At 70.2% G+C, this 22,474-nt stretch carries 20 protein-coding genes; 8 read left to right on the forward strand and 12 right to left on the reverse strand.

The annotated features are described in order from the left end of the window. Nucleotides 1-12: 12 nt before the first annotated feature. Together QSK35_RS32130 and QSK35_RS32135 are read right to left on the reverse strand one after the other, a co-directional pair. The gene (locus QSK35_RS32130) at nucleotides 13-816 is read right to left on the reverse strand and encodes a metallophosphoesterase family protein (protein ID WP_285751389.1); all 804 of its coding nucleotides are present in this window, start codon (nucleotides 814-816) and stop codon (nucleotides 13-15) included. 38 nt (nucleotides 817-854) lie between these two features. Beyond that, nucleotides 855-1,235: a polyketide cyclase / dehydrase and lipid transport gene (locus QSK35_RS32135; protein ID WP_285751390.1), complete on the reverse strand. Its 381-nt coding sequence runs from the start codon at nucleotides 1,233-1,235 to the stop codon at nucleotides 855-857. A gap of 98 nt (nucleotides 1,236-1,333) precedes the next feature. Here QSK35_RS32135 and QSK35_RS32140 point away from each other — a divergent pair, with 98 nt between their 5' ends. Both QSK35_RS32140 and QSK35_RS32145 read left to right on the forward strand, forming a co-directional pair. Then, on the forward strand, nucleotides 1,334-3,130 hold the full coding sequence (locus tag QSK35_RS32140) for an AMP-dependent synthetase/ligase (RefSeq protein WP_285751391.1): 1,797 nt from the start codon (nucleotides 1,334-1,336) through the stop codon (nucleotides 3,128-3,130). Nucleotides 3,131-3,426: 296 nt separating this feature from the next. After that, nucleotides 3,427-6,324, forward strand: coding sequence for an AfsR/SARP family transcriptional regulator (locus QSK35_RS32145; protein WP_285751392.1), 2,898 nt, complete (start codon nucleotides 3,427-3,429; stop codon nucleotides 6,322-6,324). Here QSK35_RS32145 and QSK35_RS32150 read toward each other — a convergent pair. From QSK35_RS32150 to QSK35_RS32165, 4 genes are all read right to left on the reverse strand, one after another. Beyond that, on the reverse strand, nucleotides 6,301-7,401 hold the full coding sequence (locus tag QSK35_RS32150; protein WP_285751393.1) for a glycosyltransferase family 4 protein: 1,101 nt from the start codon (nucleotides 7,399-7,401) through the stop codon (nucleotides 6,301-6,303). The genes QSK35_RS32145 and QSK35_RS32150 overlap by 24 nt on opposite strands. A 10-nt stretch (nucleotides 7,402-7,411) precedes the next feature. After that, complete coding sequence (locus tag QSK35_RS32155) at nucleotides 7,412-8,425, reverse strand: hypothetical protein (protein ID WP_285751394.1); 1,014 nt, start codon at nucleotides 8,423-8,425, stop codon at nucleotides 7,412-7,414. A 9-nt stretch (nucleotides 8,426-8,434) separates the two neighbouring features. Next, nucleotides 8,435-9,457: a C40 family peptidase gene (locus tag QSK35_RS32160; protein ID WP_285751395.1), complete on the reverse strand. Its 1,023-nt coding sequence runs from the start codon at nucleotides 9,455-9,457 to the stop codon at nucleotides 8,435-8,437. Nucleotides 9,458-9,524: 67 nt separating this feature from the next. Next, on the reverse strand, nucleotides 9,525-10,859 hold the full coding sequence (locus QSK35_RS32165) for an NYN domain-containing protein (RefSeq protein WP_285751418.1): 1,335 nt from the start codon (nucleotides 10,857-10,859) through the stop codon (nucleotides 9,525-9,527). 343 nt (nucleotides 10,860-11,202) lie between these two features. On the opposite strand from QSK35_RS32165, the gene QSK35_RS32170 reads away from it, so the two are divergent. Beyond that, nucleotides 11,203-12,900, forward strand: coding sequence for a DEDD exonuclease domain-containing protein (locus tag QSK35_RS32170; RefSeq protein WP_285751396.1), 1,698 nt, complete (start codon nucleotides 11,203-11,205; stop codon nucleotides 12,898-12,900). Between the two features lie 123 nt (nucleotides 12,901-13,023). Here the strand turns inward: QSK35_RS32170 and QSK35_RS32175 are convergent, their stop codons facing one another. Both QSK35_RS32175 and QSK35_RS32180 read right to left on the reverse strand, forming a co-directional pair. Then, nucleotides 13,024-14,016, reverse strand: coding sequence for an aldo/keto reductase (locus tag QSK35_RS32175; protein WP_285751397.1), 993 nt, complete (start codon nucleotides 14,014-14,016; stop codon nucleotides 13,024-13,026). A 49-nt stretch (nucleotides 14,017-14,065) separates the two neighbouring features. Then, nucleotides 14,066-14,752, reverse strand: a complete 687-nt coding sequence (locus QSK35_RS32180; protein WP_285751398.1) for an MIP/aquaporin family protein — start codon at nucleotides 14,750-14,752, stop codon at nucleotides 14,066-14,068. 131 nt (nucleotides 14,753-14,883) lie between these two features. On the opposite strand from QSK35_RS32180, the gene QSK35_RS32185 reads away from it, so the two are divergent. Then, entirely contained in the window at nucleotides 14,884-15,168 is a 285-nt protein-coding gene (locus tag QSK35_RS32185) for an Lrp/AsnC family transcriptional regulator (RefSeq protein WP_285751399.1), read from the forward strand. A gap of 110 nt (nucleotides 15,169-15,278) precedes the next feature. Here the strand turns inward: QSK35_RS32185 and qcrB are convergent, their stop codons facing one another. From qcrB to ctaE, 4 genes are read right to left on the reverse strand one after another with little or no spacing between them, the layout of a single operon-like run. After that, the gene (qcrB, locus tag QSK35_RS32190) at nucleotides 15,279-16,940 is read right to left on the reverse strand and encodes a cytochrome bc1 complex cytochrome b subunit (RefSeq protein WP_285751401.1); all 1,662 of its coding nucleotides are present in this window, start codon (nucleotides 16,938-16,940) and stop codon (nucleotides 15,279-15,281) included. Further along, nucleotides 16,937-18,061, reverse strand: coding sequence for a cytochrome bc1 complex Rieske iron-sulfur subunit (gene qcrA / locus QSK35_RS32195; protein ID WP_285751402.1), 1,125 nt, complete (start codon nucleotides 18,059-18,061; stop codon nucleotides 16,937-16,939). The genes qcrB and qcrA overlap by 4 nt, the downstream gene beginning before the upstream one ends. After that, the gene (gene qcrC / locus QSK35_RS32200; protein WP_285751403.1) at nucleotides 18,058-18,885 is read right to left on the reverse strand and encodes a cytochrome bc1 complex diheme cytochrome c subunit; all 828 of its coding nucleotides are present in this window, start codon (nucleotides 18,883-18,885) and stop codon (nucleotides 18,058-18,060) included. Before qcrC ends, qcrA begins: the two co-directional genes overlap by 4 nt. A gap of 42 nt (nucleotides 18,886-18,927) precedes the next feature. Next, nucleotides 18,928-19,539, reverse strand: coding sequence for an aa3-type cytochrome oxidase subunit III (ctaE, locus tag QSK35_RS32205; RefSeq protein ID WP_285751404.1), 612 nt, complete (start codon nucleotides 19,537-19,539; stop codon nucleotides 18,928-18,930). Between the two features lie 82 nt (nucleotides 19,540-19,621). On the opposite strand from ctaE, the gene QSK35_RS32210 reads away from it, so the two are divergent. The 4 genes from QSK35_RS32210 (at nucleotide 19,622) to QSK35_RS32225 (ending at nucleotide 22,337) form a co-directional block, all read left to right on the forward strand. Then, on the forward strand, nucleotides 19,622-20,023 hold the full coding sequence (locus QSK35_RS32210; protein ID WP_285751405.1) for a hypothetical protein: 402 nt from the start codon (nucleotides 19,622-19,624) through the stop codon (nucleotides 20,021-20,023). Nucleotides 20,024-20,065: 42 nt separating this feature from the next. After that, nucleotides 20,066-20,476 (forward strand): hypothetical protein, encoded by a 411-nt coding sequence (locus tag QSK35_RS32215; protein ID WP_285751407.1) that lies wholly within the window; start codon nucleotides 20,066-20,068, stop codon nucleotides 20,474-20,476. A gap of 12 nt (nucleotides 20,477-20,488) precedes the next feature. After that, nucleotides 20,489-21,535 (forward strand): anthranilate phosphoribosyltransferase, encoded by a 1,047-nt coding sequence (gene trpD / locus QSK35_RS32220; RefSeq protein ID WP_285751408.1) that lies wholly within the window; start codon nucleotides 20,489-20,491, stop codon nucleotides 21,533-21,535. A 130-nt stretch (nucleotides 21,536-21,665) separates the two neighbouring features. Continuing rightward, a complete protein-coding gene (locus QSK35_RS32225; RefSeq protein WP_285751409.1) occupies nucleotides 21,666-22,337 on the forward strand; it encodes a lysophospholipid acyltransferase family protein in 672 nt (223 codons plus the stop codon). Nucleotides 22,338-22,474 lie beyond the last annotated feature (137 nt).

Here is a 22,474-nt window from a genome sequence, read left to right on the forward strand (position 1 = left end):
TTACCGGGGGTGTCACCAAACCAGGACGTGAGGCTTGCCGCTGCGCTGGAAGTGGCCGACGTTGATGCATTCGGTGAACCCGACGCGTGCCCTGCGGGCGAGCGGCTGGTGCACGTGGCCGAACAACGACCACCGCGGCCGGTCGCGCGCGATCACCTCGAGCGCCGCGTGCGAGCCCCACTCGGGGCGGCGCGCGATCACGTCGTACATGAGCTCGGACACAGCGGGCGGGATGTGCGTGCACAGCACGTCCACGTCGGTGAGCCCCAGCAGCGCCGCGCGCATGTCCTCCTCCGAGCGCAGGTAGGGCCACCACGGCGCGTCGAACCGGCGCACCACGCCACGTGGCAGCAGGCCGCCGCCGACGAACCCGAAGCGCAGGCCGCCGATCTCGGCGACCTCACCGTCCAGGACGTGGACGCCGTCGTGGGCGAAGCGCGGCCACAGGTGCGGACTGTCCACGTTGCCCGGCGTCGCGTACGTCGGGGCGGTCATCGCGGAGAACATCTGGTCGTACTGCTCGAGCACGGCCTCCTCGACGACGGAGGCGGCGTCCTTGAGTCCGTCCCAGAGGGACCGGATGTAGGTCGCGGTGTCGTGCCGGTCCTTCGCCGATCGAGGCGTGCCGCGCCGGAGTTCCGCGAAAACACCTACTTTCTCCGGCCCGAACACGCGTCCGAGAATCCCTCTCGAATGATCGTGGTAGTCGACGAAGTCGATCAGGTCGCCGAGGACCACCAGGGCGTCGGCACCGTCGCCGGCGCGCGCCAGCGCCTCGGCGTTGCCGTGCACATCGGACACAACGTGAACCCGCACACTTCACAACCTAGTTATGAGACGCGGACGGACCAAGATCACCCGGCTGGCGGGCAGCCAGCGGGCCTACCGTCCTCCAGATTCATCTTGAGCTCGAGCGCCACGGTCTTCGCGGCGATCTGGCGACGCCGGACCTCGCGTCGCGCCTGCCGCGCCGTGGGCGCCGGGCCCTGTGGATCAGCGCGGAGGAAGTAGTGCACGACCGTGCCGTCCAGCACCGGTTCCAGCCAGACCTCCATCGTTCCGACCAACGCCCCGCGCACCGTCCAGCGGAGTCCCTCGTTGCCCCTGTCGGCGTAAACATCGAGTTCGAGGTCGGGCCAGTAGGCGCGCCACGAGGCGGGCGCGGCGAACGCGGCGGCGACCACGTTCGGTGGCACGGCCAGGAATGTCTCGTCGACGACGTCCACGCTCGGCATGACGTCAAAAGGTAACGGAAGGGCGTCCCAACCTTTGTATCGCCGGAATCACACGCTAAGTTTCCCGACCAGTAACAAACAACCGTACGGAGGTTGACGTGCGCGAGTTCAGCGTCCCCGCCACCGCCACAGTGGCTCCGGAGGAGAACCTCACCGACATGGTGTGGGCCAACGCGGAGCGCTTCGGCAACACGGTCAGCTTCCGCAGGCGCATCGACGGGACCTGGGTCGACGTCACGGCGCGTGACTTCGCGGCACAGGTGATGGCGGTCGCGAAGGGCCTCATCGCCCTCGGCCTGCAACACGGCGACCGGATCGGCCTGGTTTCGAAGACCCGCTACGAGTGGTCACTGATCGACTACGCCATCTGGGCGGCGGGTGGCATCACCGTCCCGATCTATGAGACGTCCTCGGCCGACCAGATGGAGTGGATCCTCTCCGACTCGGCCGCGAAGGCCGTGTTCGTCGAGACCGCCGGCCACCGCAAGACGCTCGACACGGTCATCGACAAGCTGTCCGAGCTGCGCCACGTGTGGCAGATCGAGGGCAGCGCCGGCGCGATCGACGAGCTGACGGCGCTCGGCAAGGACGTGCCCGACGAGCAGGTCCACTCCCGCAGGCGCGAGGTGCAGGCGGACGAGACGGCGACGCTCGTCTACACGTCGGGCACGACCGGCCGCCCGAAGGGCTGCACGCTCACCCACCGCAACCTGCTGTCCGAGGTGCGGTCGTCGCTGGAGCTGTTCCCGGAGATCCTGGCGGCGGGCAACTCGCTGCTGATCTTCCTGCCGCTCGCGCACATCCTGGCCCGTGCGCTGGCCGTCGCGTGCATCTACTCGCGGGCGACCGTCGGCCACACCGCTGACGTGAAGGACCTGGTCGCGGACCTCGGCACGTTCCGGCCGACGTTCGTGGTCGCCGTGCCGCGCGTGTTCGAGAAGGTCTACAACGGCGCGAAGCAGAAGGCGCACGCGGCGGGCAAGGGCAAGATCTTCGACGCCGCCGAGGCGACCTCCGTCGAGTACAGCCAGTCACTCGACACGGGCGGCCCCGGCCTCGCGCTGCGCCTGAAGCACGCGCTGTTCGACCGCCTCGTCTACGGCAAGCTGCGTGCCGCGCTCGGCGGCCGTTGCATCGCCGCGGTGTCCGGCGGCGCGCCGCTGGGCGACCGGCTCGCGCACTTCTTCCGCGGCGTCGGCATCCCGGTGTTCGAGGGCTACGGCCTCACCGAGACCAGCGCGGCCGCGTGCGTCACCTCGCACGGCGCCTCGAAGGTCGGCACGGTCGGCCGCCCGGTGCCGGGCACGTCGGTGCGCATCGCGGAGGACGGCGAGATCCTGATCAAGGGCCCCATCGTCTTCACCGGCTACTGGAACAACGAGGCCGCCACGAAGGAAGCGCTCGAGGACGGGTGGTTCCACACCGGCGACATCGGTGAGCTCGACGACGAGGGCTTCCTCAAGATCACCGGCCGCAAGAAGGAGATCATCGTCACCGCGGGCGGCAAGAACGTCTCCCCGGCGCAGCTCGAGGACCGGATCCGGGCGCACCCCCTGGTCAGCCAGTGCATGGTCGTCGGCGACAAGCAGCCGTTCATCGGCGCGCTGGTCACCATCGACCCGGAGTTCTTCCCGGCGTGGAAGGAACAGAACGGCAAGCCGGCCTCGGCCGACGTGTCGGACCTGGTGGAGGACGCGGACCTGCTCGCCGAGATCCAGTCGGTGATCGACGACGCCAACAAGTCGGTGTCGAAGGCGGAGGCGATCCGCAAGTTCCGCGTGTTGCCGGTCGACTTCACCGAAGCGGGCGGCGAGATGACGCCTTCGTTGAAGCTGCGCCGCAACGTCGTCGCGACGACGTACGCGGCGGACATCGACGCCATCTACGCCAAGTAAGTGCCGTTAGGGGCACCCTTGCGACATCTGACGTCGCGAGGGTGCCCCTAACGGAACGTCCCCTGACATGCGCGAAAGGCCCAGGGGCACGGCCCCTGGGCCTTTCGACCCCCAGTGTTCGTGATCCGCGAACTCGCGGAACCCGAGAAGCTTGATGCCCGGCCCCCCGACCGGGCAGTAAGAAGATTGCCGTACGGCGCTGTCGTATCGCTGACGCGCCGATGTCACTTCGCGACAGTGCGCGCATAGGCTGTGCAGGCGGGGCACGCAGCGCAGACGTTCACGAGGGGACGGTAATGGGTTCGGGTCCGGAGTTCCGGCTGCTCGGTCCCATGGAGGTGCGCCTCGACGGGCGCGAAGTGGTGCTCCGCGCGGGCAAACACCGGGCGCTGCTGGCGGCCCTGTTGCTCCGTCCCAACCGAACGGTGCTGGTCACGGAGCTGATCGAGCACGTGTGGGGGGACACGCCACCGGCCCGGACGCGCGGCACGTTGCAGACCTACGTCATGCGGCTGCGGCACACGCTGGGCGACCCGGCGCTCATCCGCACGGTCGCGGACGGCTATCAGATCCGCGTCGAGGACTCGCAGCTCGACGTGTACCGGTTCGCCGAAGCGGCGGCGCTGGGACGCGAGGCGGCGCAGAACGGCGACCTGACGGCGGCACGGCAAGCGTTTTCCACGGCTTTGGAACTGTGGCGCGGGCCGGCGTTGTCGGACGTGCCATCCGAGACGCTGCACCAGGAGCACGTGCCGCGGCTGACCGAGCAGCTGATGCAGGTGCACGAGCAGCGCATCGACATCGAGCTGGCGCTGGGCAACCAGGCGGACCTGGTGTCCGAGCTGTTCTCGCTGACCCGCGACCACGCGTTGCGGGAACGGTTCTGGGGCCAGCTGATGCTGGCGCTGTACCGCAGCAGCAGGCAGGCCGAGGCGCTGGAGGCGTTCCGGCAGGTCGGGAAGCTGCTGGGCGACCAGCTCGGCATCGAGCCGAGCGAGGAGCTGCGGGACCTGCACCAGGCGATCCTGGTCGGCGCGCCCGAGATCGCGGCGCCCCGGCCCGCGACCACCGCACCTGCGGAACCCGCGTCAGCGGCGTCAGCGGCGTCGACCCAGCTGCCCACCGACATCCCGGACTTCGTCGGCCGCGCGGAGCACATCCGGCGGTTGAAGGAGTTGATCGCGCCACCGGAATCCACGGCCGTGCCGATCGTGACGCTGTCCGGGCCGGCCGGCGTGGGCAAGACGACCCTCGCGGTGCACGTCGCGCACCGGCTGCGGTCGCGGTTCCCGGACGGCCAGCTGTACGTCGACCTGCGGGGATACGCGCTCGGGCCGGCCGCGGACGGGGTCGACGTGCTGTCGCGGTTCCTGCGCTCGCTGGGCGTGCCGCCGGACGAGATCCCGGCCGACGCGGACGAACAGAGCACGATGTTCCGCTCGCTGCTGGCGGGCCGCCGGATGCTGCTGGTGCTGGACAACGCCTCCGCACCGGACCAGGTGCGGCCGCTGCTGCCCGGCGCGCCGAGCTGCCCGGTGATCGTGACCAGCCGCGACGACCTGCGCGGGCTGATCGCGATGAACGGCGCGCGCACGGTGCCGCTGGAGGCGTTCACGCCGGAGGAGTCCGTCGAGCTGCTGACGAAGGCGCTCGGTCCGGGGGACCACGCGGAGCTCGCCGAGCGGTGCGGGCACCTGCCGCTGGCGCTGCGGGTCGCCGCCGCGTACCTCGCGGGCCGCGAGGACCAGACGATCTCGGGGTCGCCCATCGAGCTGGCGTACGCGGCGCTGCCCGAGCGGCCGCGCCGGCTGTTCCGGCTGCTCAGCCTCATTCCCGGTCCCGACTTCACGGCCGAGGTCGCCTCCGCGCTGGCGGACACCGACGCGGGCGGGCTGCTGGCGGTGCTGGCGATCGCGAACCTCGTCGTGGAGGCGACACCGGGGCGGTTCCGGTTCCACGACGAGTTGCTGCGGTTCTCCGCGCGGCTGCGGGAGACCGAGGACGAGCAGGCGGAGCAGGACGTGGCGTGGTCGCGGCTGCTCGACCACTACGCGCGCTGGGTCAACCGGTGCGCGGAGGTGCTCTACCCCGGTGTCGTGCGGCTGCCGTCGGCGTCGGCGGGCCCGGTGCTGCGGATCTCGTCACCCGAGGAGGCGTTGGGCTGGCTCGACGCCGAGCGCCCGAACCTGATCGCGGCGATCCGCCAGGCGGCCGAGCACGGTCCGGCGGCGATGGCGTGGCGGCTCGCGGACGGCCTGCGCGGCTATCTGTGGATCGGCCAGCACGTCGGCGAGTGGCTCGCGACCGCGCACCACAGCCTGCACGCGGCGCACGAGAACCACCACCGCCCGGCCGAGGCCGCGATGCACGCGAACCTCGGCGCGCTGTACCTGAAGCTGGGCGAGTTCGAGCGGTCCATCGAGCACCACGACCGCGCGGTCGCCCTGTACCGCGAGCTCGGCGACAACGACGCCGAGGCGGGTGTGCTCAACAACCTGGCCCTGGTGCACCGGCGGTCCGGCAACCTGCTGGCCGCCAAGGACACCCTGCTGCGCTCACTGGAGATGCTGCGCGCGAGCGGCACGATCCTGATGGTGCTGTACAACCTCGGGCAGCTCGCCGTCGAGCTCGGCGAACTGGACGAGGCCGTCGAGCACTTCACGTCGGCGCTGCGGCTCGGGCCGGCCGCCGACAGCCACACGTACCTCGGGATGGCGTTGCGGCTCCAGGGTTTCCTCGTGGACGCGCGGCACCACCTGGAGCTGGCGCTCGAGTTGGACAACGTCCCCGAGGGCCTCGCGGAGACGCTGGAGCAGCTGGCCCTGGTGCACCTCGACCTCGGCTCGCCCGACGCCGCTCTCGAACTGGCCACGCAGGCCGTCGGGACGCTCCCGGACGGCAGCGACCAGCAGGTGTCGACGAGCACCCGCATCACGCTCGCCGATGTGCACGTCGCGCGCGGTGACGTCGACTCGGGCGTGGCGTTGTACGAGCAGGCCCTCGCCACCGCGCGCCGCATCGGCTACCACTCCGGCGAGGTGCGGGCGCTGCTCGGGCTCGCGGCCGCGCACCGGGCGCAGGGGTTGCTCGACGCCTCGCGGACCGCGGCCGAGGAGGCGGTGGCGTTGTCCGAGCGGCTCGGATTGCGGGCGCTGGAGCGGCGCGCGCGGTCAGCCGTCGAGCAGGCCTTCTAGGCGGTGCGCGAGCTGGTCCCACCGCCAGTGCTCGCTCACCCACTCCCGACCGGCCCGGCCCATCTTGGCCGCCAGTTCGGGATCCGCCAGGAGGTTCGCGATCGTCTCGGCGACCTGCGGGACATCGCGGCCGTCCACCACGTTGCCGGTGATGCCGTCCTTCACGGTCTCCGGCGCGCCGCCGGACCGGCCCGCGACCACGGGCAGCCCGGTCGCGGACGCCTCCAGGTACACGATGCCGAGCCCCTCGACGTCCAGTCCCCGGCCGCGCGTGCGGCACGGCATCGCGAACACGTCGCCCGCCGCGTAGTGCGCCGGAAGCTCCTCCCACGGCACGGATCCGGTGATGATCACATCCGGAGATGCCATCGACTCCAGGGTCTTGCGGTACGGGCCGCCGCCGACGATCAGCAGTGCCGCGCCGGGCACCCGGCGTTGGATCAACGGCAGGGCCTTGATCAGCACGTCCTGGCCCTTGCGCGGCACCAGCCTGGACACGCAGACGATCGTGGGCCGGTCACCGAGCCCGTGTCGTTCGCGGATCTCCTGACGTGTCACGGGATCCGGCCGGTACAGGTCCGTGTCCACTCCGGACGGAAGGTGCTCCAAAGCGGCCATCGGGCCGAACGCCGCGGAGAACCGGGAACGGGTGTAGCGGCTGACGAACGTGACGACGTCCACACCGGACCCGATGCGGCGCAGCGCCTGACGCGCCACGGGCAGCATCGACCAGCCGACCTCGTGGCCGTGCGTGCACGCGACCGCGCGGCTCACCGGGAGGTGCGGCGCCAGCAGCGCCAGCGGGGCGGCCGCGCCGAACCAGGCGGCGTCGCAGCGTTCGGCGGTGATGATCTCGCGGGCGGTGCGCAGCACGTCCGGCGTCGGCAGCATCAGCGACGTGGGGTGCCGGACGACCTGGAACGGTTGCTGTGCGTCGAACTCCCGCGCGCCCTTCCACTTCGGCGCGTACACGACCAGGTCGTCGTGCGGCAGCCGCGTCGCCAGGGCGTGCAGGTAGGACTGGATGCCGCCCGGCCGGGGCGGGAAGTCATTGGTCACCAGAAGGGTCCGACGCACGACACCCACGCTAGCCGATGGCCTGCCGGAGGAACTCACGCCAGCCCGTGACGTCAATGTCCACTTGGGACTGATGGGACCGGTAGAAGGCCGCGATGTCCTGGTGTTGCGCCAGGTACAGACACAGCGAGTAGGCCTGCTGGTAGGCCAGGTCACGCTTCGGCCCGGCGAAGTCGGTCGGGACCGCGGCGACGTCGGAGGTGAGCAACGGCGCCGCCTGCCGCAGCGACATGCCGCTGCCGTGGAACGCCACGTAGTCCGCGAAGCCCTCGACCAGCCACATCGGCGCGGTGTCGCGCGTGGCCTGACGTGCCGCGACGTGCGTGAACTCGTGCCGGATGAGCACGCGCAGCTCCACCGGGGACAGCGGCGCCGCCTGGTCCGGGTTGATCACCACCCGCTGGCCGGCCGGCGGATCCACGGCGTCCGAGATCGCGATGCCCGCGACGTCGGATAGCACGGGGCCGACGAGTTCGCGCAGTTCATCCGGGTTGTGCGGGATGACGACCGCGACCTTGCGCGGCCAGCCGGAGCCCCACACCTCCGTGACGGCGTCGACCGCCGGGTCGAGCTCGGCGAGCACCCGCGCAGCCAGTGCCTCATCGCCGGGATGGCTGATGACCAGGCCGTTCATCGTTCTGTCGACGCGGATCGGGGCGAAGTCCCACGGCAGAGCCGGCTTGTCGTCGGCGATGTACCACCGGCCGGCGTGTTCGGTGAACCGGAAAGTGAGCGGTTTCGTCGTCGGACGCTGGTCGACGTCGAGCGCGTAGGTGAGGTGGTCGCGGTCGTAGCGCCACGTCGTGATCGGCAACGCCGTGACGTTGCGGAACAGGCGCTGCTGGGCCGCTTTGAACGGCTCCGACGCATCCGGGTCGATGCCGGCGGTGAACATCGCCTCGTTGTGCGTGAGAACGGCTTCGGTGCGCTGGCGCAGCAGCTCGTCGACCGACCTGCCCGCCACCGGCTGGGAAGAACCGGCCAGTAGCAGGACCGCGACCAGCGCACCGAGCAACCGCCTCACGGCGGAAAACTATCCCTCGATGCGGCGGATGACGCTGATGGGTCCGATCGAGTCGATCGGCGCGATCCGCACCGGCACCCCTTCGGTCGACGCGTGCACGGCGTTCTGGTTGTCCACGGCCATCGCGACGTGCGACTGCGACGAGTAGTAGATGATCAGGTCGCCGGGCTGGACGTCGCCCCGCGACACGGCGCGTCCCACCCCGGCCTGGCCGCCGCTGGTGCGCGGGATGCGCATGCCGGCGGCCTCGTACGCCTTCATCGTGAGCCCGGCGCAGTCCCACCAGTCCGGGCCGGTCGCGCCGTAGCGGTAGCCGTCACCGCGCTGCGCCAGCGCGAACGCCAGTGCGGCGCCTGCGGTGCCCGGCGGCACCTTGATGTTGGACATGTCGCCCTTGTCGCCGAGCTTCGCCTTGTCGCCCGCGGACAGCCCGTTCATCGCGGCCTTGACCTCACGGATCTGCGTCTGCAGCTCGGTGTTGCGCTTGTCCAGGTCCGCCCGCAGCTGCTCGGCGGCCTTGGTGGCGTCCGACGCGCGGGTCTGCGCGTCCTGGGCGGACTGGCGGGCCTGGTTCGCCCGGTCGACCGCGCCGGAGAGCTTCGCGAGCGCCTCGGTGTTGTCCGCGGCGAGGATGCCGAGCGCGGACATGCGGTTGAGGAAGTCCTGCTGCGATTCGCTGACCAGCAGCGCGGACAACGAGTTGAACCGGGCGCCCTGGAAGGAGGCCTCGGTGAGCTTGTCGACGTGGACGCGGAAGGTCTCCTCGTCCGCCTTGGCCTGGTCGACGATCCGCTGCGCGGCGCCGACGTCGGCGTTGGCCTTGTCGAGCTCGCCCTTCTTCTTGTCGAGGTCCTCCTGCGCGCGCAGGACGTCCTCGTTGAGCTTGGTGGCCTGCTCGGAGAGCTCGTTGTACTTCTTCAACGCGTCCGCCGCGGTGGCGGGCGGCTGGGCGATCGCGGGAGCGCTGGTCAGCCCGACGGAGGCAACGGCGATGGCGGCGAAGAAGCCGCGCTTGAGTCTGTGAGATGCCACTTTTCTCGGTCCCCTCAGTGTGATCCCGGTCAAGTTACCGGGTGATCCACTTGGGGTCGGATCGGGGTCAGACCCGGCCCAGGCGTGCGAGCAGCACCGCCGAAGGCACCGGGTGGGCGCCCCTGCGGCGCACCGAGTCCGCGACCGCGCGGTCGGACGTGACGACCACGACGGGCCGTCCCTCCGGTTCGGCGGTGACCAGCGCGCGGATGACGTCGTCCGCAAGAACGCCAGGGTCGCTGAACAGCACGCGCACACCCCGCGGCGCGGCGGCCGGGACGGCGACGACGCCCGCGCCGTCGAAGACGAGCGTGACCTCGGCGCCGGTGCGGGCGGCGAGCACGGCGAGCTGGTGCACGAGCCGGTCGCGCTGATCGGACAGCGACAGCTCGGGATAGCCGGTCTTGGTGACGTTGTAGCCGTCCACCACGAGATGCACGGTCGGGAGCGCGAGCAACCGGTCCAGCGCCGCCGGGTCCTCGACGCGCCCCACCGCGCCCTGTGCCGCGCTGGCGCCGCGCACCAGGTCCGCGGGGCGGGGTCCGGTGCCGCCGAGCGCGAGCTCCCGGCGCAGTCCGGTGACGGCCCCGTCGAGCGTGTCGACGAGCAGTGCGAGCCGGACCTCGTCGGCCTGCCGCGCCTCGCGGGCGGACTGCCGGGCCACCTCGGCGTCCGCGATGGCCCGCTGCGCCTTGCTCTTCTCGGCTTCGGCGCGCTCCCGTTCGCGGTCGCGTTCCGCGGTGATCCGCTTGAGCTCCTGCTCGGCGTTGAGTTGCGCCTTCTCCACCTCGGCGGCGGCCGACGCCGCCAGGTCCTTGGCCTCGCGCAGCTTGACGCCCTGTTCCCGCAACCGCTTGCGCAGCCGTTCCAGCTCGACCTCGGCCTCGGCGCGGATCCGCTCGGCGGCATCGTCCAGCATCGCCCGCTCGGTGCGCAGCCGGTCGAGTTCGACTTCGGCGCGTTCCAGTCTCGTGATCGCCGCGTCGCGTTCCGCGCGCAGCGTCGCGTCGCCGACCCGGCGTGACACCAGCTCGACGTAGTGCGGCGCGACCTCCTCGCCCTGCAGCACTGCCGCCGCCGCGGCCGTCACCGGGTCCGGCGACGTGATCTCCAACGTGGACGGCCGGTTCTTGCGCAGCCACTCCACTACGGCCGTTCGGAAGTTCGCCGAATCACGCAGCCCGGCCACGACCTGCGCGCCGCCCAGGCGGGCACGTTTCGTCGGGGCGAACCGGGCCACCGGGCGCAGGCTCTGCGGGACGTCGACCTTGGCCATCTCGCCGAGCGCGTCCGCGCCCAGCTCCGCGAGACGGGTGCGCAGGGGCTCCGGCAGGGCGGCCCAGTCCACAGTGGATTCACCCGGCTCCTCGGGGCCGGGTTGATCGAGGTCGTGGTCGGGCATCGGGTCCTGCACCGCTACAGGCTAGAGCCACCGGCGCGCGGTCAGCGACCCGCTGTCCCGGCGACCCGCCGGTTGAGATGGTTCGCAAGGTCGCGCAGGGCATCCGGCTTCTCTGGTGACCCGGCTCGCGAGGTCGCGATTCCCCAGCGACCTCGCCGCGGGAGCGGAGCGAGCGCCATCCAAAACTGTCAGACCCCGTCGCTAACGTCCACGACATGACCACCCGACCGCCCCTCGACGAGCCCGAGCCACCACCCCAGCGAGGTCGCACTTCCCCGGCGACCTCACCGCCGTCTGCGAAGCAGCGGCGATCAAACACTGCCCCCTCGCCAACGTCCGTGTCGTGTCCGCCCAGCTGACCTTCGACGAGCTCGGAACCCCGTTACGCGACACGACGTTCGTGGTCTTCGACCTGGAGACCACGGGTGGCAGCGCGGCCGAGGACTCGGTGACCGAGATCGGCGCGGTGAAGGTCCGCGGCGGCGTGGTCCTCGGCGAGTTCGCGACGCTCGTCGATCCGGAGCAGGGCATCCCGCCGCAGGTAGTCCAGCTGACCGGAATCACGCAGGCGATGGTGACGGGTGCGCCGCGCCTGGGGTCGGTGCTGCCTGCGTTCCTCGAGTTCGCGGCCGGGGCGGTGCTGGTGGCGCACAACTCCGGTTTCGACGTGGGGTTCATGAAGGCGGCGTGCGAGCGGCACGGCTACCGGTGGCCGAAGCCGTCGGTGGTCTGCACCGTGCGGCTCGCCCGCCGGGTGCTGTCTCGCGACGAGGCGCCCAGCTGCCGGCTCTCGAACCTGGCGGCGTTGTTCGGGGCGCGCACGCCGACGCACCGGGCGCTCGCGGACGCCCGCGCGACGGTGGACGTGCTGCACGCGTTGCTGGAGCGCGTCGGCAATCTGGGTGTGCACTCGCTGGAGGAGCTGCTGGCGTACCTGCCGGAGGTCACGCCCGAGCAGCGCCGGAAACGGTCGCTGGCGGCGCACCTGCCGTCGGCGCCGGGCGTGTACCTGTTCCGGGGACCTTCCGAGGAGGTGTTGTACGTCGGCACGGCGTCGGACCTGCGGCGGCGCGTGCGGCAGTACTTCACGGCCTCGGAGGGCAGGCGCCGGCTCCGCGAAATGGTGGCGCTCGCGGTGCGCGTCGACGGCGTCGAGTGCGCCCATTCGCTGGAGGCCGAGGTGCGCGAGCTGCGGCTGCTGCGCGCGCACCGGCCCGCGTACAACAGGAGGTCCAAGAACCCGCATCACGCCTGGTGGCTGGTGCTGACCGACGAGGCGTACCCGCGCCTGTCCGTCGTCCGGCGCCCGCGCGACGGCGCGCTCGGCCCGTTCCGCACGCAACACGCGGCCACGGCCGCGGCGGACGCGCTGCTCGACGCCGTCCCGCTGCGCGCGTGCAAGCTGAAGATCCCGGCCCACAACCAGCGCGCGTCTCCCTGTGCTCTGGCCGAGCTCGGCCGCTGCCGCGCCCCCTGCGCGGGCCGGCAGTCGGTGGAGGAGTACTCCCCTGCCGTGGCGGCGTTGCGCGACCTGGTGACCGGGCGCAGCGCGGACCCCTTACGCGTGCTCGCTTCGCAGGTGGACCAGCTGTCGGGCGCTCACCGCTTCGAGGAGGCCGCTGTGCGGCGCGACCGCCTCGCCGGGCTCGTGCGCGCTGTCGACCGGGCCCAGCGGCTGTCGGCACTGGCGCAGCTGTCCCAGCTGGTGGCCGCGCGGCCGGACCAGCGGGGTGGCTGGGAGTTCTCGGTGATCCGCTACGGCCGACTGGCCTCGGCCGGGGTGGCGCGGCGCGGTGTGCGGCCGATGCCGGTGGTCGACACGCTGGTGGCCGCTGCCGAGACCGTCATGCCCGCCGCGGGGCCGTTGCGCGGGGCTCCGCCGGAGGAGACCGGGGTGCTGCTGCGGTGGCTCACGCAACCGGGGACGCGGCTCGTATACACCGACGAGCCCTGGGCCTCGCCCGCGTACAGCGCGGCCACGTGGAGTGATTGGGCTGAGCGGGCCGCGTCCGCACGACCTGAGGAGGATCGCTGGCACTGACCCACAACCGAATACAGGCAGCAGCGTGAGGGCTTGCGCGGTCTGCTGAACGAAATGCGGCGGACGTCGCCGAGTTCCTGGAGCGGGAGTTCCCGGACCACTTCGGACTCGCGCGACCGACCGTCAGCGGCCGTCCACTCGCGCCCCCGCCTGCCCGAACACGTGCGGCGAAGCGGAGTCGATGAAGTCCGCCAGGAACCCGCGGCTGAACCCGGTCGCCTCCTCCAGCCGCTGCACGGCCTCGTCGGGCAACGACACGGAGAGCGCGCCGAGGTTCTCGGTCAACTGATCGACGGTCCGCGCCCCGACAATGGGCACCACGGCCCGCGAACGGTGTCGCGTCCACGCGATGGCGACCTGGGAACTGGTGACGCCCAAGTCCGCGGCCACAGACCCGACGGCCGCGGCGACGGCGTGGTCGTGGGCGCTGATCGAGTCCGGGGACACGCGGCCGGTGCCACCCAAGGCGTACTTCCCGGACAGCACGCCACCACCGAGCGGGCTCCACGCGGCGACGCTCATGCCGAACGCCTCGGCCATCGGCAGCATCTCGCGCTCGATGTCGCGGTTCAGCAGGCTGTAGGGCACCTGGAGGCCGGCGAACGGTGTCCAGGAGCGCCACTCGGCGAGGGTGTTCGCGCGCGAGACGACCCAGGCGGGGGCGTCGGAGATGCCGACATAGAGGACCTTGCCCGCTCGGACGGCGTCGTCGAGTGCCCGCATGGTCTCTTCGATGGGCGTGTGCGGGTCCCAGATGTGCACCCAGTAGATGTCCACGTAGTCGGTGCGCAGGCGGCGCAGCGACATTTCCAGTGACGCCACCAGGTTCTTGCGGTGGTTGCCCGCGGCGTTGGGGTCGGTGGCGTCGCGCGTGACGGTGTACTTGGTGGCGAGCACGAAACGGTCGCGCCTGCCCGAGAGCAGGGAACCCACGACCTCCTCGGAGCGGCCGCCGCCGTAATTCACCGCCGTGTCGATGACGTTGCCGCCGGCGTCGGCATAGGTGTCGAGGACGCGGCGGTCCTCGTCGATGTCGCCGAAGGTCATCGCGCCCAAGAACAGCTCGGAGACGCGGAGTCCGGTCCGGCCGAACAGCCGGTATCGCATATCCCCCATGCGGCCAACATTAACGGCTCCGCCCACAGCAGACGGAGCCGTTAAATAGTCAGACGTTAGCCGTGCGCCGGGCGGACGACGTGACCGCGCTGAACAGACCAGCCGCCAGGATTCCGCCGAACACCGGGGCGATCAGGTACACGGGCAACTGTCCCCATGCGACCGGACCGCCGGTGAAGGCGAGCACGACGTCCGGGCCGAACGTGCGCGCCAGGTTCACCGACGCACCCGCCACCGGTCCGAAAGCGACGATCTGGGTGGCCAGCGCCAGGCCGATACCGAGGCCCGTGACATGCCGCGGCGCGGATGGCGACACGGCGAGTGCGAACACGGCCGTCACCAACAGGAACGCACCCAGGGCCTCGGCGACGAACGCCTGGGTGACGCTGACACCGGGAGCGAAGGACGTGGCACCCAGCGACGTGCCGGGGCCGTGGATCACCTGGGCCAGGTACGCGCCGAGCACGCCACCGGCGAGCTGGGCCAGTACGTAGCCGGGGACCTCGCGCCACGGGAGGCGGCCCGTGACGGCCAGTGCGACGGTGACGGTCGGGTTGAAGTGGGCGCCCGACACGGCACCGAACGCGTAGATGCCGACCATGAGCGCCAGGCCGTGCGCCAGGGCGACGGTCAGGAGCGAGTCGGAGACGGCGACGGCGGCGGAGATTCCGAACAGGCAGAGGATCGTGGTGCCAGCCAGCTCGGCCGCCAGCTTGCGGGCATGGGAGTGGTCCACTGGGTACTCGCAATCGGGGAGACGAAAGGAAGCACCCAAGCTCGCAGCAGCACCCGAACCACCGCGATCTGCCGATAGGGCACACTAGCGGTGCTTTCGATACCACCTGCTGAGATGCAAGGAGGACCACCGTGGTCACCGCGATCGTGCTGATCCAGGCCGCCGCCGAGCGCATTCCCGAAGCGGCGCAGGAGATCGCCGACATCGATGGCGTCACCGAGGTGTACTCCTGCGCGGGTGACGTGGACCTGATCGCGATCGTCAAGGTCGCGCAGCACGAGGATCTCGCCGCGCTCGTGCCCGGGAAGATCAGCAAGGTGGCCGGCGTGCTGAACACCGACACGCACATCGCGTTCCGGAGTTACTCGAAGCGAGATGCCGAGGCCGCCTTCGCCATCGGCCTGGATGACGCCTAGTAACCGGGCACGTCACACCAAGGGGCCAGCGCGGGCCACTCCGAAGCACCAATACCGAACGGCCCCCGTGGACGAAAGTCCACGGGGGCCGTTTCAGTACGCGCTGGAGATCAGGGCTGCTTGGGCTTGCCGGCCAGCTGGTCGGCGCGCTCCTCGGAGCTGATCTCGTCCGCCTGGACGCCCTTCTTCTTGCGGGCGTTCTCGAGCGCGATGGTCTCCTCCGGCGGGTCGGGCGTGAACGTGCTGCCCGGCACCGGGTGTCCGGCGGAACCCAGCTTGTTCATCTTCTTCGGCACCGACGCGCCCTGGTACTCCAGCGGAACCGGGTGGCCGTGGTCGTCGACCGGGCCGAGCGGCTGGTGCACCTCGATGAACTCACCGTGCGGCAGGCGCTTGATGATGCCGGTCTCGACACCGTGCTCGAGCACCTCGCGGTCGCCGCGCTGCAGGCCGATGCAGATCCGGTAGGCGACGAAGTACGCCAGCGGCGGCAGCACCAGCAGGCCGATGCGGCCCATCCACGTCGTGGCGTTCAGCGAGATGTTGAACTTCAGGGCGAAGATGTCGTTGCCGCCCATGAGCAGCATGACCATGAAGTACGTGATCGCCATCGAGCCGAGCGCCGTGCGGACGGGCACGTCACGCGGGCGCTGCAGCAGGTTGTGGTGCGCGTAGTCCTTGGTCAGCTTGCGCTCGATCCACGGGTAGACCGCCGCGATACCGGTCAGCAGCGGCAGGCCCAGGATGAACGGCCAGAACGGCGCCGGGACCGTGTAGTTGCCCAGGTAGAGCTCCCACGCGGGCCAGATGCGGACCAGGCCGTCGGTCCAGCCCATGTACCAGTCGGGCTGCGAACCGGCCAGCACCTGGGCCGGGCTGTACGGGCCGAACTGCCAGACCGGGTTGATCTGGAAGACGCCACCCATGATCGCGATGACACCGACGACGATGGCGAAGAAGCCGCCGCCCTTGGCCGCGAACACCGGCATGATGCGCACGCCGACGACGTTCGTCTCCTTGCGCCCGACACCGGGGAACTGGGTGTGCTTCTGGTACCAGACCAGGCCCAGGTGCGCCGCGATCAGGCCGAGCAGGATGCCCGGGATCAGCAGGATGTGCGCGGTGTAGAGCATCGGGATCAGGTCGGTGCCGGGGAACTCGCCGCCGAACAGCAGCCAGTTCAGCCAGGTGCCGATGACCGGGAACGAGATAAGCAGGCCCGCCATGACGCGCAGGCCGGTGCCGGAGAGCAGGTCGTCCGGCAGCGAGTAGCCGAGGAAGCCCTCGATCGCGCCCAGCATGAACAGCAGGATGCCGATGACCCAGTTGATCTCACGCGGCTTGCGGAACGCACCGGTGAAGAAGATCCGGAACATGTGCACGACGATCGCGCCCATGAACAGCAGCGCCGCCCAGTGGTGCACCTGGCGGACGAACAGGCCGCCGCGCGTCTCGAACGAGATGTCGAGCGTGGACGCGAACGCCCGCGACATCTCCATGCCCTTGAGGTTCTCGTAGGTGCCGTTGTACGTCACCTCGGTCATCGAGGGGTCGAAGAACAGCGCCAGGTACGTACCCGACAGCAGCAGCACGATGAAGCTGTACAGCGCGATCTCGCCGAGCAGGAACGACCAGTGCGTCGGGAAGACCTTGTTCAGCTGGTGACGGATCCCCTTGGCGGCGTGGAACCGCTCGTCGGCAGCGTTGGCCGCCGCACCTACGACGCGCGCGGCCGCGTTGGCCGGTTTCGTCGGCGTGGTGATGGCACTCATGACTTCCGCTCCCAGAACGCCGGTCCCACAGCCTCGATGAAGTCGCTGCGGGCAATCAAGTATCCCTCTTCGTCCACAGTGATCGGAAGCTGCGGCAAAGGCCTGGTAGCGGGGCCGAAGCGCGGCTTCGCGTAGTGGAAGACGTCGAACTGCGACTGGTGGCACGGGCACAGCAGCAGACCGGTCTGCTGCTCGAACAGCGACGTCGGGCAGCCGAGGTGCGTGCAGACCTTCGAGTAGGCGTACAGGTCGCCGAAGTTGAAGTCCTCCTGGCCCTGCCGCTTCACCACCGCCTGGTTCGGGCGCAGCCGGATGAGCATGACCGGCGCGTCGGACCGCTTCAGGGCCGCGACCAGCGCGTGCTCGTCACCGCGCTCCGACTCGCGGAACGGGAAGACGGTCTCGAAGCCGCCCGGCTCGATGTCCTCGGGGCGCACCTTCACGATCTCGTGGAAGTTGCCGGTGTGGCGGCGCAGGTAGACCTTCTCGCCGTTCTCCGACTTCCAGCCGGTGTGCCACAGCGAGTTCTTGCTGTCACTGTCCGACCACGGGTTCTTGATCAGCGCGCCCAGCGGCACGGCCGCGACACCCAGGCCGAACACGCCGGCGCCGAGGCCCGCCATGCGGGTGATCAGCTTGCGACGGCCCAGCCCGCTGCGCTCACCGGCATCGGCGAGCTCGGCGACGATCGTCGCGCGGTCGACCTCGGCCGACGGACCGTCGCCGCGCTGCTGCACGGCGACCTCGTCCGGCAGGAACTTCTTCGTGTACAGCACCGCGCCGACGCCGATCGCGAAGATCGACAGACCCATGAACAGGCCGATGAGCGGGTTGTACGCGAGGAACAGCAGGTGCCTGTCGCTGTGCGACGGCTCGTACTGCCAGGGCCAGAACAGGAAGACGCCGAGGAACGCCAGGCCGGACAGCGCGGAGATCGCGAACCAGGTCGCGACAGCGCGCTGGGCGCGGCGCTCGGCCTTCGTGCCGGCGACCGGCCACTTCTCCTCGTAGTGGACCAGCTCGACGCCGTCCAGCTTCGTACCGAGCTTGACCAGCTCGTCGCGGCTCATCTCCGCGAGTTCCTGCTCGCTGGGCAGGTTGGTCGGCTGTTCGCCGCTCATGCCTTGGCTCCGATCCAGAGGGTGACGCCCACGAGAGCGGCGATACCCACGATGAACGCGATGAAGCCCTCCGACACGGGACCGAAGCCGCCGATGGGGTTACCACCGGGGTTGTTGTTCCCGTCCGTGACGGACTTGACGTACGCGATGATGTCCTTCTTCTCGTCCGGCGTCAGCTGACGGTCGCCGAACTTGGGCATGTTCTGCGGACCGGTGAGCATCGCCGTGTAGATCTGCTCTTCCTTGACGCCGTCGAGCGTCGGCGCGAACTTGCCGGACGAGAGCGCGCCACCACGGCCGGTGGCACTGTGGCAGTTGCTGCAGTTCAGGCGGAACAGCTCGCCACCGCGCGCCGGGTTGTCACCGCGCAGCGCCTCACCGGACTCCGCCGGCTTCTTGGGGCCCTGGCCGTTGCCGAGGCTGTCGACGTACGCCATCAGCGCCGCGATCTCCTCGTCGGAGAGCTTGGTCGGCTTGCGCTCGGCCTGCGCCTCCTGCCGCGCCATGGGCATGCGGCCGGTGGAGGTCTGGAAGTAGACGGCCGCGTCGCCGACGCCGACGAGGCTCGGGCCGCGGTCCTTGACGCCCTCGCCACCGCCGCCGTGACACGTCGAGCACGTCTGGCGGTAGATCTCCTCACCCTTCCGCACGAGCGCGGAGTCCTGCTGCGCGGCGGCGGTCTGCGCCTGCGGCGCGAACGCGCTGAACAGCAGGCCCGCGCTGAGCAGGGCGAATCCCAGCGCGAGCAGGCCGGCGACCCGGCGGCGCAGCTTCGTGCGCGCGCGGGACCGTTTCGTGTCCGAATTCGATCGGGCGGTGGTCATGTGTACGGCAACCCTTTGTCAGTTCGGGGGTTCGTGCTGGTGTCAGGGCACGATGTAGATGATGGCGAACAGGCCGATCCAGACGACGTCGACGAAGTGCCAGTAGTACGACACGACGATCGCGGACGTGGCCTGTGCCGGCGTGAACTTGCTCAACTTCGTGCGCACGAGCAGGAAGCCGAACGCGATCAGACCGCCGATGACGTGCAGACCGTGGAACCCGGTGGTCAGGTAGAAGACCGTGCCGTAGGCCGAGCTGGAGATGCTCGTGCCCTCGTGCACCAGGTTGAAGTACTCACCGGCCTGACCACCGACGAAGATCGCGCCCATGATCAGCGTCACGATGTACCACCGGCGCAGACCGAAGACGTCACCGCGCTCGGCGGCGAAGACGCCCCACTGGCAGGTGAACGACGACGCCACGAGGATGATCGTGAACACCGACGCGTACGGGATGTTCAGCTCGGTCGGGTGAGGCGGCCAATGCTCCCCCTCGTTCTGGGCCTTCACCGTGAAGAACATGGCGAAGAGCCCAGCGAAGAACATGAGCTCGCTGGACAGCCACACGATCGTGCCGACGCTGACCATGTTCGGACGGTTCAGCGAGTGCACGCGCTGGCCGATGGAAGGCGCTGCCGTTGTCACGGGACGCATTATTGCTTGCGGTTTTTTGCTCCGCCCATCGGGTCCGGGGCAGATCTTGAGTCTCCTCGATCACACGGAGGGTGAACGGCCGATGGGGTTGCTGAGCCGAATGCGCGATCTCTGGTCGAAGGAACGGCCACCCGAGCTGACGATCGACACTCCGGACCTGGTCGTGGTCGCCTCGGCGTTCGACCCGGCCGAGGCGGATTCGGCCGTGCTGGCGCGCTCCCCCGAGTGGCGCCCGGACGAGCCCGCGGTGCTGCGCCACCACCTCTCGCTGCCCGCTGACCAGGTCGAACGCGCGCGCGAGCTGCTCACACAGGACGACTGGACGTTGCGCTGTGACCTTTCTGAGGGGTCGCCACTCCATGCCGTGCGGGTGCAGAAGCTGGACGCCCTGCACTGCGCGCAGGAACGATCCAGGATGGCGGGCCTGGCCCAGCGGCTCGGCGGCGACGCCCTCGGCTGGGATGCGCTGCAGCCCGCCCGATAACATCGGAAGCGACCTTGGTCACTGATTCGGAGGATCGCGGAGATGAGCACGCAGACCACGAAGATCCTGGTGTTCAGCCACCGGCCCGAGGTGCGTGAGACGATCATCACTGCGGTCGGCCGCCGCCCGGCGCCGGACCTGCCGCGGGTGGACTACATCGAGGCGGGCACGATCGCCGAGGTCCTGTACGAGGTGGACAACGGCTCCGCCGACCTGCTGATCCTCGACGGCGAGGCGCAGCCGACCGGCGGCATGGGCCTGTCCCGCCAGCTCAAGAACGAGATCGACGACTGCCCGCCGACCATCGTCGCGGTCCGCCGCAAGGACGACCGCTGGCTCGCCACCTGGTCGCAGGCCGACGCGGTGCTGGTGCACCCGCTCGACCCGCTGGCCGCCGCCGAGACCGTGGCCGAGGTGCTGCGCAACTCGGCTCTGCCTGTCGTTCAAGGCTGAGGGAGGCGCGTCATGGGGGACCGCACCTGGCCACAGCTGCTGAACCAGCTCATCGACCGCGTCGACCTGTCCGCGGAGGACACGGCGTGGGCGATGGACCAGATCATGTCCGGCGCCGCCTCACCGGCGCAGATCGCGGCCTTCGTGGTCGCGCTGCGGGCCAAGGGCGAGACGCCGGAGGAGGTCGACGGCCTCGCCACGATGATGCTGCAGCACGCCAACCGGTTCACCGTTGACGTGCGCGCGGCCGACATCGTCGGCACCGGTGGCGACCATTCCAATTCGGTGAACATCTCGACGATGGCCGCGATCGTGACGGGTGCGGCGGGCGTGCCGATCGTCAAGCACGGCAACCGGGCCGCGTCGTCGAAGTGCGGCACGGCCGACGTGCTGGAGGCGCTGGGCGTCGCGATCGACCTGCCGCCGGCGGGCGTCGCACGGACGGTGGCCGAGCTGGGCATCGGCTTCTGCTTCGCCCCGGTGTTCCACCCCGGCTTCCGGCACGCGGGCCCGGTGCGCCGCGAGATCGGCATCCCCACGTCGTTCAACCTGCTCGGCCCGCTGACGAACCCGGCGCAGACCACGGTCGGCCTGATCGGCTGTGCCCGCGCCGGCGCGGCGCCGCTGATCGCGGGCGTGTTCGCGCGGCGCGGTCACACGGCGCTGGTCGTGCGCGGCGACGACGGTCTCGACGAGATCACCACCACCACGACCACCTCGGTGTGGGTCGCGGACGGCGGCACCGTGCGGACCGACCGGGTCGACCCGGCGCTGCTGGGCATCAAGCCCGCGACGGCGGAGGATCTGCGCGGCGGCGACGCGGCGTTCAACGCTCAGGTCGTGCGCGATCTGCTGGCGGGGCGCACGGGGTCGGTGCGGGACGCGGTGCTCGTGAACGCGGCGGGTGCGATCGCGGCGCACAGCGGGCTCTCCGGGGATCTGCACGCGGATCTGGCGGCCGCGCTGGGACGTGCGGCCGAGGCGATCGACTCCGGGGCCGCCGCGGCGCTCGTGGACCGCTGGGTGACCCTCTCGACGGAGATCAAGGCGGCTTCCTGACCGAACCCGCCGGAAATCAAGGCGGCTTCCTGACAGAAAACCGGCCCGCGCGTTGGCGGTCGCCACACTCCTCGGCGATTCCCGCCACAGCGGTAACAACGCGGCAACCACGATGCGGGATGCTGGACGCATGGTCCTCTACCCGGTGATGAAGCACGTCGTCGCCCCGACAGCCAGGCTGATCTACCGCCCGACCGTCGAGGGCCTGGAGAACGTCCCTGCGGACGGCGCGGTCATCCTCGCGCCGAACCATCTGTCGTTCATCGACAGCATCGTGCTGCCGATGGTGATCAAGCGCCGGGTGTCGTTCCTCGCCAAGGAGGAGTACTTCGTCGGCAAGGGCGTGAAGGGTGCGCTCAGCCGGTGGTTCTTCAGCTCGCTGGGCCACATCCCGGTGCGGCGCGGCAACGGCCGGGCCGCGCGCGACTCGCTGGACACCGCGAACCAGGTGCTGCTCGACGGCGGTGCGTTCGCGATCTACCCGGAGGGCACCCGGAGCCTCGACGGCAGGCTGCACCGGGGTCGCACCGGCGTGGCGCGCATGGCACTGGAGACCGGGGCTCGCGTGGTGCCGGTGGGCATCATCGGCACGGACAAGGTGCAGCCGGTCGGGAAGAAGCTGCCGCGCATCGTGCCGGTCACGATCCGGTTCGGTGAGCCGCTCGACTTCACGCGCTACGAGGGCATGCAGGACTCGCTGCCCGTGCTGCGCAGCGTCACCGACGAGATCATCTACCGCATCCTGGACCTGTCCGGCCAGGAGTACGTCGACGCGTACCAGAAGACACCCGTCGCGGCCTGAACGCTATGAAGGGAGCTTTCCAAGCGCTGGTGTTTTAACCAGGGGTGAGTTCCCTAACGGGCCGTCGCGTGAGCGGCGGCCCGTTTTGTTGTTTGCTGTCTTGGGTTTGCTGGGCCTGCGTTGTTTGCGGATGACGG

Source organism: Lentzea sp. NBRC 105346 (genome assembly GCF_030269605.1).
Lineage (GTDB): Bacteria > Actinomycetota > Actinomycetes > Mycobacteriales > Pseudonocardiaceae > Lentzea.